The organism is Aliiroseovarius crassostreae (assembly GCF_001307765.1).
GTDB lineage: Bacteria > Pseudomonadota > Alphaproteobacteria > Rhodobacterales > Rhodobacteraceae > Aliiroseovarius > Aliiroseovarius crassostreae.
In genome coordinates this window covers 215962-228254 of record NZ_LKBA01000001.1, presented here as the reverse complement: position 1 = coordinate 228254, position 12293 = coordinate 215962, and the positions used below count along the sequence as shown (strand labels likewise).

Genomic DNA, 12293 nt, shown 5'->3' with positions numbered 1-12293 from the left:
GAACCGCAATCATGCAGCTGAAACTGGCAGACGTTAAAACCTTGTGTCAGGACATTCTGGCGCATGTGGGCTATGGCCCGGACCATGCCCGCGTCATCACCGAAATGCTCTATCGCTGTCAGTTGGACGATTGCCAGTCCCACGGGCTGTTTCGCCTGTTCATGTGCGCGCAAACCATGGCGCAAGGGCAGATTGATGGGCATGTGGCACCTGAACTCAGCAATACGGAAAGCGCCGTTGTCCGCGTGAATGCGCGTGGCGGCATGTCCCTTTTGGCGTTTGAAAAAGCCTTGCCCGTGCTGATTGAAAAAACCCGCAAGCACGGGATGGCGGCAATGGCGATCAACAATTGCTTTCACTTTTCAGCCCTCTGGCCCGAGGTGGAAAGGCTTTCCTCCGAAGGGCTCGCGGCTTTGGCCATGGTGCCCAGCCATGCCTGGGTGGCCCCTGCGGGCGGCACCCGCGGCAGCCTTGGAACCAACCCGATCGCATTTTCCTGGCCGCGGATAGGCAAAACCCCGTTCACCTTTGACTTCGCGACCAGCGGCTTTGCGCGCGGCGAGATCGAGCTTTACAAACGCGCCGGCAAACCGCTGCCGGACGGGGTGGCCATCGACAGGAACGGCGCCCCCACCACCGACCCGGAGGCGGCGATGGACGGGGCGATGCTCACCTTCGGGGGCTACAAGGGATCCGCCCTGTCAATCATGATTGAACTCTTGGCAGGCCCGCTGATTGACGACCTGACCAGCAAGGAAAGCATGGATTTTGCCAATGGGGCAGGTGGCGCGCCCTATCACGGAGAGATCCTTTTGGCTTTTGACCCCACCCATTTCAGCAATGGCCGCGTGGTTGAAAATGATTCCCGCGCTGAGCGGCTGTTTGCAGATATTATTGATCAGGGCGCGCGCCTTCCCTCACAACGCCGGTTCGCAGCCCGCACCCGCAATCTTGAGCGGGGGTATGTGGAACTTCCAGACGCGCTTTATCAGGACCTTCTGGCGCTGAAAGCATAAGCTGCCTCCCCGCCAATCCTCGAAAGTTGGGGGGAGCTAGGCCCCCCAGGTATCGCGCAGTCGATACCCTCCGGGCCAGGGATCCGACGGATCAAGCATATGCTGGTGAATGCCGGTGACCCAGCCGCGCCCCGATATTTCCGGAATAATTGCCGGGCGATCACCAACCGTGGTGCTGCCAACGATCTGCCCGGTGAACCGCGAGCCGATGATTGAAACGGCCTCAAAACTTTGCCCTTTTGTCATCTGACCACGCGCCGCCATCAGCGCCATTCGGGCAGACACCGCCGTGCCGGTGGGTGAGCGATCCACCTTGCCGGGCTGGATCGCCACGGCAGACTTTCCGGTCAGGCCGGTTTCGGTCTCACTCAGCGGCCCGCAAAAGGCACAGAACGAAATATGTGACCAATCGGGGTTTTCCGGGTGATGAAGCCCCAGCTGTTCATTGGCAGCATTGGTGATTTTCACCCCGAGCTGCGCAATCTCCTTGGCTTCCTCTTCGACAATATCAAAGCCAAGTGCGGCAGCGTCCACCACCACAAAACTGTCGCCACCATAGGCAGTGTCCACGGTCAGTGTGCCCAGCCCCTCAACCTCAAGCTGCACATCCATTTTGTCAGCAAAGCTTGGCAGGTTTTGCACATAGATCCGCTCGGCCTTTCCATCTTTGCAGTCCGCACGCACCCGCACCAGACCACCCGGCGCTTCCAGCACCATATGTGTCACCGGCTCCTGCATCGGGATCAACCCTCCGTCCAGAAGCACGGTCGACACGCAGATCGAGTTTGACCCGGACATGGGCGGTGTGTCTTCCGGCTCCATGATGATCCAGGCGGCATCGGCCTCAGGGTGTTTGGGCGGCACCAACAGGTTCACATGGCGAAACACCCCGCCGCGCGGTTCATTCAACACGAAATTGCGCAGGGTCTGGTCTTCGGCAATAAAGCGGCGCTGATCCCAGAGCGTCTCTCCCGGAGGGGGCAGAACACCACCGACAATCACGTCCCCGACCTCCCCCTCGGCATGAGCCGAAATGACATGGATGGTTTTGCTGCTGCGCATGGGATTTCCCTTTTCTAAATCGTTCGGCGCTTCGATCAGAACCGCGCAGCCCGGAATGGGCGCAAGTCAAATTCACTGGGGTGATCCATGACCAGATCCGCCACCAGTTCGGCGGTGCCGGCGGATTGTGTCAGGCCCAGATGCCCATGCCCAAAGGCATAGATGACGCGGGGCGCACCGGGGGCGCGGTCAATGACAGGCAGGCTATCAGGCAAAGACGGGCGGAACCCCATCCATTGCGTGCCCCCTTCGGTGTTGAGCCCCGGCGCAAAGCGTTTGGCCTTGGCCAGCAGGGTGTCAGCCCGCTTGTAATTGGGTTTGAGCTTGAGCCCGCCAAGCTCCACCGCACCGCCAACACGCACCCCTCCATTGATCCGCGACAACACAAAGCCATGGCTGCCAAAGGTGACATGGGTGCGCAAATCAAATGCCCCTTCGGGCAGGGTCGTGTTGTAACCGCGTTCGGTTTCAAGCGGGATACGATCCCCCAGCCGGGCGGCAAGCTGATGCGAATAGGCCCCCGCACTCACCACCAGTTTCTGTGCAACCAGCGGCCCGTCGGGCAGGGTCAGTTTCACACCGCTTTCCGAGGACACCAGATCGGTCACCTCTGCCACACGAATCTCACCCCCGCGCGCCACGAATTGTGCGGCCAGATGCCGGGTCCAACCGGCGGGATCCACCGTGTTCATCCAGGTGGGGGTGTAGCCCGCATGGGTAAATTGGCGGCTCAGACCGGGTTGAATCTCGGCAATCGCCTCAGGGCTTTCCAAAAGCTCAAACGGGATACCATTGGCCTTGCGCAGCTCCCATTGAGGCAGGCTTGCCTGAAACTCGGCCGCCGTTTCGTAAAGCGTGATTTGCCCCTCGCGCTGCATCAACCCCTCACCATCAACATCCTTGATCTGGCGTTCAAGGGCGGCCCGACTGAGATCCATCAACTTTGATTGCGCCGAGAGCGAGGCAAGATAGCGGTCCTGCCAGCTCGCCCGCCAGAACCGCAACATCCACGGGGCGATTTTCAACGCGTATGACGGAGGAACCGACAGCGGGCCAAGCGGGTCAAGCAACCACTTGGGCGCCTTGCGCATGATCCCCGGCGTGGCCAGCGGCACGATCTCGGTAAAGGCAAATGCACCCGCATTGCCCTTTGACGCCCCTTCTGCCACGCCGTCACGATCTATCACCGTGACGTTCTGCCCGCGGTTCAGCAACTCCAACGCGGTGCTGATCCCGATGATCCCGGCGCCAATGACCACAATGTCACGTGTGTTATCCATCTCTGCCTCTCAGATGATCCGGGACGGCCCGGTATGGTCCTGTGTCAATTGGGGTGTCCGGGCGGCAAAACCGCCCGGCAGGGTCACAGGTAAATACCTGCCTTAAAGGGATCCTGCCCATCAAAGAGGAGTGTCCCTTCGGCCATCACAAATGCCTGACCGGTGAGTGTGGGGATGACCCCCCCGTTGGGCCCGGATTGATAGGAAAGCCGGTAGGGGCTACCGATCACGCTTTCCTGCACGATCTCATCACCGGGCGCCAGTCGACCGTCTGCTGCGAGACAGGCAAGGCGGGCGGAGCTGCCCGTGCCGCAGGGCGACCGGTCATACTCATCATCCGGGCACAGCACGAAATTGCGGCTGTGCACCCCGTCCCGCGGCGAGGAGCCCTGGAAAATCACATGGTCTACCAGCTCGCCATTTTCGCCACATACCCCCTGCGAGATGCAGGTTTCGCGCACCGCAATCGTCATGTCGGTGAGCGCGCGGATATGACCGCTGTCCACCGGCAAGGGGCTGGGGTCAACGATGAAAAACCAGTTGCCGCCATAGGCAAGGTCACCTGTCACCGGCCCATATTCCGGAACATCGAGCGTGATCCCCGCCTTGACCCGGCGACTTTCCACATTCGTAACGCGCACGGTATTGGGGTCCAGCACGTCAATCGAAATCACACCGACGGGCGTCTCTATCCGATGTGTGCCGATGCCGATACGTCCCATATGGGCCAGCGTGACACCCAGCCCGATGGTGCCATGACCACACATCCCCAACACCGCGTCCGCGTCGAAATAGATGACGCCAACCTCACAGCTTGGGTCCTGCGGCTCTACCAGCAAGGCCCCGACCATGCCGGGTTGGCCGCGCGGTTCAAGCAGGACGGATTTATAAAACCCTTCGTGATCGGTTGCGAGCGCCCGGGCCTGATCGGCCAAAGGCCCGGACCCAAGGTCCGGACCGCCGTTCAGGATCACCCGTGTGGGCATCCCCCCGGTATGGCTGTCGATCACATGCATTCAGCGATCACCCCACCTTGCTTGCTCCAATCCGCAAACCAGTTGCGAAACAGAGCGTATTGCTGTTCGCAATAGTTGCGCTGCGCATCCGTCAGCACATCCGTTTCATTGAAGTGCAGGCGGTACTCCTCTTCGCCATTCAGCACGAGCAGGTATTTGTAGTAAAGCACCAGGTCGGTGCCTTCATCAAAACTGGCCAGAACCCCAAAGGCTTCTTCCAGTTCCTGGGCCCGCTTGCGGGCTTCGGCATGGCCTTTGGCCGCTTTTTGCGACAGGGCGGCAAGCAGCAGGGCCTCTTTCGGAAGAGCTGTTCCGATCCCGGTGATCGAGCCGGTGGCACCGCAATTGACAAAGCCGTGGTAAACCTCGGTATCGACACCAACCATCAGCGTCACCTGATCATCCTGGCTGGTGATATGTTCAGCCGCATAGCGCAGGTCGTCTTTGCCACCGAACTCTTTGAACCCGACAAGGTTCGGATGCTCGGCCCGCAGGGCAAAGAACAGCTCCGCCCGCGTGGCAAAGCCGTATACCGGGCTGTTATAGATGATCGCCGGCACGGCCGGGGCGGCCTCAAGGATTGCCTTGAAATGGTTCTTTTGCGCGGTGATCGAGGTGCCGCGGGACAGAACGCGCGGGATCACCATCAGGCCAGCAGCGCCAACTTTCTGAGCGTGCGCCGCGTGGGCCACGGCGGATTTGGAATTGATCGCCCCGGTGCCGACCACCACGGGCAACCCCGCTTCGACCAGACATTCGACGCCGATCATCCGCTCTTCATCCGACAGCAGGGGCCAGTCGCCCATGGAGCCGCAATAGACCACGGCGGACATCCCGGCCTCGATCATTTCGCGCCCCTTTTTGACCAGCGCATCATAGTCCGGGGTGCGGTCTTCTTTGCAAGGGGTCATCAAGGCGGGCATGGTGCCGGTGAAAATGGTATTCGACATGAGGGGCTCCTGTCTGCAGGCTGGCACTGGGCCAGGAAAGTGATGGGTGAAGAGGGGAATTCCTCCATTGTCATCCCGGTGATTCCATCCAATTTGCCGGATTTCCTCAAGGAATAACCTGTATACCCATGGGGGGTATCAAAATTGGATCCAAAATCCAATAACTTTCTTGCACTGCGCAAAAGAAAACCGAAAACCTGCTCTGGCCGCGCCCTGGGTCTCAGCCAGCTATTGAAAAAACACATAACGGGTTTGTAGATGGTCTGCTTCTCATGGCGCAACACCCACCCTAAAGCGTCCCGCCTTATACCTGAAGCGGGGATAAGGTGGGGCGCGGCGCAACATACGCGCGTTTCGCGCATTCCCCTCAAAAAGAAAAGGAGCTGAAGGATGGCACAAAACATGATCCACGCCCTGCATTATGTGGGCTTTGTGGCCGTTGGCCTCATGACCATCGTGACAGTGTCGATTCTGGCTTTTTCATGATCAAACCAGATCCAGGGCTCTCACCCTCAGAATCATAAAAGCCGGCGCTGCCACGCCGGCTTTTGTTTTTTTCGATTTTTCAGAGGCTCACCCCAAAAGCAGGTTTGGCAACCACAGCGCCAGTTGCGGCACAAAGGTGGTCAGCATCAGCGTGGGCAACCAGGCGAAGACAATAAAGACCAGAGTCGGCCAGAGCATCTTGGCAACCGGCGTCTCAGCCACCTGCGCGCCCAGATACAAAAGCGGCGCGGTCGGCGGCGTAATATTCGCCATACCCAAGTTCACACCGATCACGGCAGCAAAATGGATCGGGTCCATGCCAACCGATTGCGCAATCGGCAACAGGATTGGGGTCGACAGCAAAAGCCCCGAGATGTCATCCATCAGCATCCCGATCAGGATCATCACCACATTGATCATCAGGAGGATGACAATCGGATCATCTGACACCGAATAGACAAGATCTTTGGCCACCTGCGGTGCGCCCTGTGCAATCAGGTTACCCTAAAGGGATGTCAGCCGGTCCTGCAGGAAAGAGTAAGTGTTGCGCGCCGTTTCCAGAGCCTGCCGCGCGACCAGAACATGTTTGAACTCTTCTGAGTGGTCCGAAAACGCCACAGGTCGTGTGGTGTCATCCATCCAGGGCAAACAGAACAGCGAATCGCCAAACATCTTCCCGGCCCGGTTGAGACTTAGGAAAAACAGCTGGTTCTCAATCGCCCGCGTTCTGGAAAAATCATGCCAGGTGGCAAATGTTTCATCCCGCGCATAGGCGCCGCAATGCAGGATAAGCTCCGCACCATGTTCCAGCGTCAGATGGCGTGACAATTCCGGGATGCGAATATCCGCGCAAATGATCGGCGCAACCCGAAATCCCTTCACTTCAAACGAAAACGGCTTTGTGCCGCGTTCGAAATAGTCCTTCTCCATCGACGCACCGAACTGCGCCAGATAGATCTTGTCGTAATGCCCTACCAGCTCCCCTTTCGGGCCAACCACCCCCATCGAGATGAAATGCCGTCCGTGTTCCGCCCCTTCCCCACGGCACGCAAACCCGAAGACAACATGGCAGTCATGCTTGATCGCAATCTCACGCCAGACCTGAAAAGATGCCCCGTCCAGCGGCTCCCCCAGCTCCTCCAGCGCCGCGAAAGCCGGGCGGGAATAATCGATCGAGGAAAGCTCTGGCAGAACCACCAGATCAGCGGGCTGTTGTTGCAGCCGCGTATCCACCTCGGCACGGATCCGCACCAGATGCCTGTCACGTTCTGCACCCGTGGTCATGGCAGGAATGTCGATCTGGCAGGCAAGGATATGAAGCTGGTCTGACAACATCGTGGGGGCCTTTTTGTATGTCCGACCGCTACATTGAGGGTTTCGGCTCAGGCGTCAAGCGACTGTTCAAGCCAGGACTGCATCCGCTGCTTCCCAAGGCGACAGGCGTCAACAAGACCCCGCCCCAGCGCCAGGTGGCAGGCAATTGTCGTGGCCAAAGCGCAGCCGGTCCCCCTCCTCTCAACCGGCAATCGCGGCGCGGGGAAGGCGTGGTGGCCACACGCCCCAAACAGATGATCTGTGGCCTTTTCACCTCCTCCATGCCCCCCTTTCACCAGCACGGCCCCGGCACCTGCCTGCAAAATGTCATTGGCCTGTGCCGCAATTGTCGCAAAATCCGCCGCCGATGCACGCCCGGTCAGAGCCGCCGCCTCCTCAAGGTTCGGGGTGACAAGGTCCGCCTGCGCCAGCACCGCCCCTGGCAATTGCCCCGCCATCAGCGCGCCACCGGAACTTGCCTTCAACACCGGATCAAACACGGTCGGCACCGGCATATGCTGCAGGCAATCGGCAACACATTCCGCGACCTCGACAGTCCCAAGCATCCCGATCTTGATCGCCTGAAACTCCCCCGAGGCCCTCGCGGCCTCAATCTGCTGGTGCACAAAGCGTGCCGGTATCGGAACCGTCCCGGCCACCGCTTCGTGTGTCTGGGCCGTGACCGCAGTCACGATCGGCATCACCTCAACCCCCAACTCGGCCGCCACTGCGATGTCCCGGCTCAGCCCCGCGCCACCGCTGCTGTCCGTGCCCGCGATGACCATGATCCTTTTGGCGTTCATCGGGCACAGGCCCCCACCCATTGCCGGGTGCGCGCTTCGGGGTCCTCCGCCTGACAAATATCCGTGACCACCGCCGCACTGTCGGCGCCTGCGGCAAAAACACCGGGCAGCCGCTCCGGGGTCAACCCGCCGATTGCCACCAGCGGCGTATCCCCCGCCATCGCCTTCCACCGGTTGATTTTTCCCAACCCCTGCGGCCCCCATTTCATCTTTTTCAGAAGGGTCGGATAGACCGGGCCAAGGGCAACATAGGCAGGGTCACAAGACAGTGCGCGATCAAGCTCTGCTTCATCATGGGTCGACAGACCAAACCGCACCCCGGCCTGACGAAGGGCGGCAAAATCGGCGCCGTCCATATCCTCCTGCCCAAGATGGACAAAGCTGCACTTTAGGTCCAAGGCAGCCTGCCAATAGTCATTCACCACCAACTGCGCGCCATGCACCGCACAGACATCGCGGGCACGGGCGATCTGGCGACGGATCTCGGTCTCTGGCAGATCCTTGATGCGCAACTGCACCAGCTTGACGCCATGCGGCACAAGAAGTTCCAACCGGGCCACGTGATCAACAATCAGGTAAAATCGTTCCATCAGCCAAGACCTTTCATATCAAGATCTGCAAGGCCCAGAATGGGCGTCGAAGGGACCGCCATGTCGCGGCGCGGCATCGGGTCGGCAAGGTATCCTGCCCGCCCGACCGTCACCGCATCCGCCATGGCGCGCGCCATCGCCACCGGGTCACCGGCCTTGGCAACGGCGGTGTTCAAAAGAACCGCATCCATGCCCAGCTCCATCGCCATCACCGCATCAGACGGTCGCCCAATCCCGGCATCGACAATCAGCGGCACCTCCGGGAAATGCGCGCGCATGGCACGCAGCGCATCCGGGTTGCGCAACCCTTGCCCCGACCCGATCGGCGCCCCCCATGGCATGAGAAGTTCACACCCGGCCTCAATCAGTTTTTCCCCCACAATCAGGTCATCGGTTGTGTAGGGAAACACCTGAAACCCCTCAGCACACAGCACCCGCGCGGCCTCGACCAATGCGAACACATCCGGTTGCAGACTGTCGGAATGGCCAATCACTTCGAGCTTGATCCAGCTCGTGCCAAAAAGTTCCCGCGCCATGCGGGCCGTGGTGATCGCTTCGCTGGCAGTGTGGCACCCGGCGGTATTGGGCAGGATGCGCAGATTGAGGTCATTCAGCACCTGCCAGAACGCCGCCCCCGTGCCCGCACTGGTTTCACGCCGCAGACTGACCGTCACGATCTCACAGCGGGCGGCCCGGATGGCGTCGACCAGAATGGCAGGCGACGGGTATTGCGCCGTGCCCAGCAAAAACCGGGACGAGATCTCTTGGCCGTAGATCTGCATCTCAGCCCCCTTTCATCGGCGCGAGGATCTCAACCTGATCCCCGTCAACCAGCCACATATCCGCCCGCAGCTCGCGGGCAATGAACTCGGCATTCAATGCCGTGGCGACAAATGGGCTGGTGAAATTCAGCTCTTCCATCAGGTCCGCCAATGTTCTGGCAGAAACGTCACACGCTTTGCCGTTCACGATGACATTCATCTGATCCCTCCTGAAAAAATTGCGCCGCGAGTTGTCCCGCCAGCGCAGGCGCCAGCAGAAACCCGTGGCGATACATGCCGTTCACATGGGTGGTGTCGCCCGCCTGTATCAGCCGGGGCATATTGTCAGCAAAAGCAGGGCGCAGCCCCACACCGGTTTCGATCACGCTGGCTTCGCCCAAGGCTGGGTGCAGGGCAAAGGCGGCGCCCAGCAGTTCCAGAAGGGAGCGCACGGTAATTTCCCGCCAGGACGTGCTTTCAATCATCGTCGCTCCGATCATGTAAACCCCCTGCCCGCGCGGCACGAGATAGAGCGGGATCCGCGGATGCAAAAGGCGCAGGGTGCGGGTGATCTGCACCTCGGGGGCCTCGATGATGGCCATCTCACCGCGGATCGACCTGAGGCCTGGCAGCCCCCCTGTTTCTGCTGCGGCCATGCCGCGACAGTCCACATCCACCCGGTCCGGTGCGGGCGTGTCATAAAGAATGTCCACGCCAAGGGCCTGCACGGCGGCGCTCAGGTCCATAAGCGCGCGGCGGGGATCAAGGTGGGCTTCCTCCTCAAAGAAAAGACCACGTTGAAACCTGGTTTCGAGCGCCGGCTCCAGCATGGCGATCTCGCCCGCGTCCACCCAGCGGTGGCGCTCGGTGCGGCGGGCGAAACGGTCAAGCTCGGCCCGGTCGCGGGGCGGGGCCAGAACCAGCGTGCCCTTGCGGGTGACAGGTGTCACCTGCGCCCACCAGTCAATCGCACCTGCACCGAGGCGGATAACTTCAGGATCAGCGGTCTCGCCCTCACACCAGGGCGCGAGCATGCCGCCCGCAAACCAGCTGCTGGGGTTGTCGGCGGGGGATGACCCCGCCTCGTAAAGGATCACATCCGCCCCGCGTTTGGCGAGTTCATAAGCCGAGGCGAGGCCGGCGACACCGGCCCCGGCAATGGTAATCATTCTCCCGGCTCCAGTTCCGGCGTGGCTTCGGCGGGCATGTAAAGCTCACCTCCTTGACGGAATTTCTCCGCCATCGCCGCCATGCCCTCCTTCTGCGCCTCGGCGCGAATGTCGTGGCTGATCCGCATCGAACAGAATTTCGGCCCACACATAGAGCAGAAATGCGCCACCTTATGAGCCTCTTTCGGCAAGGTCTGGTCGTGGAAATCGCGGGCCGTTTCCGGGTCGAGGGCAAGGTTGAACTGATCCTCCCAGCGAAACTCGAACCGGGCGCGGGAAATCGCATCGTCGCGCCGCTGCGCACCGGGGATGCCCTTGGCCAGATCAGCGGCATGGGCTGCGATCTTGTAGGTGATCACCCCGGTTTTCACGTCGTCACGGTCGGGCAGGCCCAGGTGCTCCTTGGGCGTCACATAGCAAAGCATCGCGCAACCGAACCAGCCGATCATCGCAGCCCCGATGCCGGAGGTGATGTGGTCATAGCCCGGCGCGATGTCCGTAGTGAGAGGCCCGAGCGTATAGAACGGCGCCTCATCACAGCAGGCGAGCTGCTTGTCCATGTTTTCCTTGATCTTGTGCATGGCGACGTGGCCGGGGCCCTCGATCATCACCTGACAGTCCTTGGCCCAGGCGATTTTGGTCAACTCACCCAGCGTTTCCAGCTCGGCAAACTGCGCCTCGTCATTGGCATCCGCGATGGAGCCGGGGCGCAAACCGTCGCCCAAGCTGAAGGCCACGTCATAGGCGCGGCAGATATCGCAGATCTCGTCGAAATGTTCGTAGAGGAATGACTCACGGTGATGATGCAGGCACCATTTCGCCATGATCGACCCGCCGCGTGAGACAATGCCGGTGATGCGGTTCGCCGTCATCGGCACCATGTGCAGGCGCACGCCTGCATGGATGGTGAAATAATCCACCCCCTGTTCGGCCTGTTCGATGAGCGTGTCGCGGAAGACCTCCCATGTCAGGTCCTCGGCAATACCGTTGACCTTTTCCAGCGCTTGATACATCGGCACGGTGCCGATCGGCACGGGGCTGTTGCGCACGATCCATTCGCGGGTGTTGTGGATGTTGCGCCCCGTCGACAGGTCCATCACCGTGTCCGCGCCCCAGCGGATCGCCCAGACCATCTTGTCGACTTCCTCTTCCATCGAAGAGGTGACGGCGGAGGTGCCCATATTGGCGTTGATCTTGACCAGGAAATTGCGGCCGATGATCATCGGCTCACTTTCGGGATGGTTGATATTTGCGGGGATGATGGCGCGGCCTGCCGCCACCTCATCGCGCACGAATTCCGGCGTCACATAGTCGGGGATATTCGCGCCCCAGTCGTTGCCGTCGCGCGGCTGGCCTTGACCTTGAGCATGACAGGGCGCAAGTTCGCGCAGCTGGTTTTCGCGGATAGCGATGAACTCCATCTCGGGCGTGACGATGCCGGCGCGGGCATAGGCAAGCTGGGTCACGGCGCGGCCCGGTTTTGCACGCAGGGGGCGGGGTTTGACGGGGAATTCCGGCGTCAGCTTGTCGCCTTCAACAAAGCCGTTGTCTTCGGGTTTGATCTCGCGGCCGTCATATTCCTCGACGTCGCCACGTGCCAGGATCCAGGCACGGCGCAGCGGGGCGAGGCCCTGTTTGATATCGGTCACCACGTCGGGGTCGGTGTAAGGCCCGGAGCTGTCATAGACTGGCAGGGGTGGTTCGCCCGCGGTGGGGTGTACGGAAATCTCACGCATCGGCACACGCAGGTCAGGATGCAGCGTGCCCGTGACATGGATCTTGCGCGAGGCGGGCAGGCCACCGGTGGTGATGGTTGGATTGGGGACAGTCATTTTGGCGCTCCTCA

12 protein-coding genes and 1 pseudogene are annotated in these 12293 nt (G+C 60.7%); 1 reads left to right on the top strand and 12 read right to left on the bottom strand.

Going from position 1 to position 12293, the window contains the following annotated elements:
• Window positions 1-11 precede the first annotated feature (11 nt).
• A complete protein-coding gene (locus tag AKJ29_RS01250) occupies window positions 12-1016 on the top strand; it encodes an Ldh family oxidoreductase (RefSeq protein WP_055187364.1) in 1005 nt (334 codons plus the stop codon).
• 36 nt (window positions 1017-1052) lie between these two features.
• Here AKJ29_RS01250 and AKJ29_RS01245 read toward each other — a convergent pair whose 3' ends face one another.
• The 12 genes and pseudogenes from AKJ29_RS01245 to thiC all read right to left on the bottom strand — a co-directional run bounded on the left by AKJ29_RS01245 (window position 1053) and on the right by thiC (window position 12279).
• Window positions 1053-2078, bottom strand: a complete 1026-nt coding sequence (locus AKJ29_RS01245) for a trans-3-hydroxy-L-proline dehydratase (RefSeq protein WP_055187363.1) — start codon at window positions 2076-2078, stop codon at window positions 1053-1055.
• Window positions 2079-2113: 35 nt separating this feature from the next.
• A complete protein-coding gene (locus tag AKJ29_RS01240; RefSeq protein WP_055187362.1) occupies window positions 2114-3358 on the bottom strand; it encodes an NAD(P)/FAD-dependent oxidoreductase in 1245 nt (414 codons plus the stop codon).
• An 83-nt stretch (window positions 3359-3441) separates the two neighbouring features.
• Window positions 3442-4374, bottom strand: a complete 933-nt coding sequence (locus tag AKJ29_RS01235) for a 4-hydroxyproline epimerase (protein WP_055187361.1) — start codon at window positions 4372-4374, stop codon at window positions 3442-3444.
• Complete coding sequence (locus tag AKJ29_RS01230; RefSeq protein WP_055187360.1) at window positions 4365-5324, bottom strand: dihydrodipicolinate synthase family protein; 960 nt, start codon at window positions 5322-5324, stop codon at window positions 4365-4367. The genes AKJ29_RS01235 and AKJ29_RS01230 overlap by 10 nt, the downstream gene beginning before the upstream one ends.
• A 573-nt stretch (window positions 5325-5897) precedes the next feature.
• Window positions 5898-6311: pseudogene (locus AKJ29_RS01225) on the bottom strand (TRAP transporter large permease subunit); the annotation flags it as partial.
• Window positions 6312-6314: 3 nt separating this feature from the next.
• The gene (locus tag AKJ29_RS01220) at window positions 6315-7145 is read right to left on the bottom strand and encodes a carbon-nitrogen hydrolase family protein (protein WP_055187358.1); all 831 of its coding nucleotides are present in this window, start codon (window positions 7143-7145) and stop codon (window positions 6315-6317) included.
• Window positions 7146-7192: 47 nt separating this feature from the next.
• Window positions 7193-7927, bottom strand: a complete 735-nt coding sequence (gene thiD, locus AKJ29_RS01215; RefSeq protein ID WP_055187491.1) for a bifunctional hydroxymethylpyrimidine kinase/phosphomethylpyrimidine kinase — start codon at window positions 7925-7927, stop codon at window positions 7193-7195.
• Window positions 7924-8517 carry a thiamine phosphate synthase gene (locus AKJ29_RS01210; protein WP_055187357.1) on the bottom strand — a complete coding sequence of 198 codons (594 nt, stop codon included), beginning with the start codon at window positions 8515-8517 and terminating at the stop codon, window positions 7924-7926. The genes thiD and AKJ29_RS01210 overlap by 4 nt, the downstream gene beginning before the upstream one ends.
• The gene (locus AKJ29_RS01205; RefSeq protein WP_055187356.1) at window positions 8517-9299 is read right to left on the bottom strand and encodes a thiazole synthase; all 783 of its coding nucleotides are present in this window, start codon (window positions 9297-9299) and stop codon (window positions 8517-8519) included. Before AKJ29_RS01205 ends, AKJ29_RS01210 begins: the two co-directional genes overlap by 1 nt.
• A 1-nt stretch (window position 9300) precedes the next feature.
• The gene (gene thiS, locus AKJ29_RS01200; RefSeq protein WP_055187355.1) at window positions 9301-9498 is read right to left on the bottom strand and encodes a sulfur carrier protein ThiS; all 198 of its coding nucleotides are present in this window, start codon (window positions 9496-9498) and stop codon (window positions 9301-9303) included.
• On the bottom strand, window positions 9467-10447 hold the full coding sequence (locus AKJ29_RS01195; RefSeq protein WP_055187354.1) for an FAD-dependent oxidoreductase: 981 nt from the start codon (window positions 10445-10447) through the stop codon (window positions 9467-9469). The genes thiS and AKJ29_RS01195 overlap by 32 nt, the downstream gene beginning before the upstream one ends.
• Window positions 10444-12279, bottom strand: coding sequence for a phosphomethylpyrimidine synthase ThiC (thiC, locus tag AKJ29_RS01190; RefSeq protein ID WP_055187353.1), 1836 nt, complete (start codon window positions 12277-12279; stop codon window positions 10444-10446). Before thiC ends, AKJ29_RS01195 begins: the two co-directional genes overlap by 4 nt.
• Window positions 12280-12293 lie beyond the last annotated feature (14 nt).

Coding starts and splice junctions, on each gene's coding strand:
- AKJ29_RS01250 (WP_055187364.1), top strand. CDS start 12: ATGCAGCTGAAACTGGCAGACGTTAAAACCTTGTGTCAGGACATTCTG.
- AKJ29_RS01245 (WP_055187363.1), bottom strand. CDS start 2,078: ATGCGCAGCAGCAAAACCATCCATGTCATTTCGGCTCATGCCGAGGGG.
- AKJ29_RS01240 (WP_055187362.1), bottom strand. CDS start 3,358: ATGGATAACACACGTGACATTGTGGTCATTGGCGCCGGGATCATCGGG.
- AKJ29_RS01235 (WP_055187361.1), bottom strand. CDS start 4,374: ATGCATGTGATCGACAGCCATACCGGGGGGATGCCCACACGGGTGATC.
- AKJ29_RS01230 (WP_055187360.1), bottom strand. CDS start 5,324: ATGTCGAATACCATTTTCACCGGCACCATGCCCGCCTTGATGACCCCT.
- AKJ29_RS01220 (WP_055187358.1), bottom strand. CDS start 7,145: ATGTTGTCAGACCAGCTTCATATCCTTGCCTGCCAGATCGACATTCCT.
- thiD (WP_055187491.1), bottom strand. CDS start 7,927: ATGAACGCCAAAAGGATCATGGTCATCGCGGGCACGGACAGCAGCGGT.
- AKJ29_RS01210 (WP_055187357.1), bottom strand. CDS start 8,517: ATGGAACGATTTTACCTGATTGTTGATCACGTGGCCCGGTTGGAACTT.
- AKJ29_RS01205 (WP_055187356.1), bottom strand. CDS start 9,299: ATGCAGATCTACGGCCAAGAGATCTCGTCCCGGTTTTTGCTGGGCACG.
- thiS (WP_055187355.1), bottom strand. CDS start 9,498: ATGAATGTCATCGTGAACGGCAAAGCGTGTGACGTTTCTGCCAGAACA.
- AKJ29_RS01195 (WP_055187354.1), bottom strand. CDS start 10,447: ATGATTACCATTGCCGGGGCCGGTGTCGCCGGCCTCGCCTCGGCTTAT.
- thiC (WP_055187353.1), bottom strand. CDS start 12,279: ATGACTGTCCCCAATCCAACCATCACCACCGGTGGCCTGCCCGCCTCG.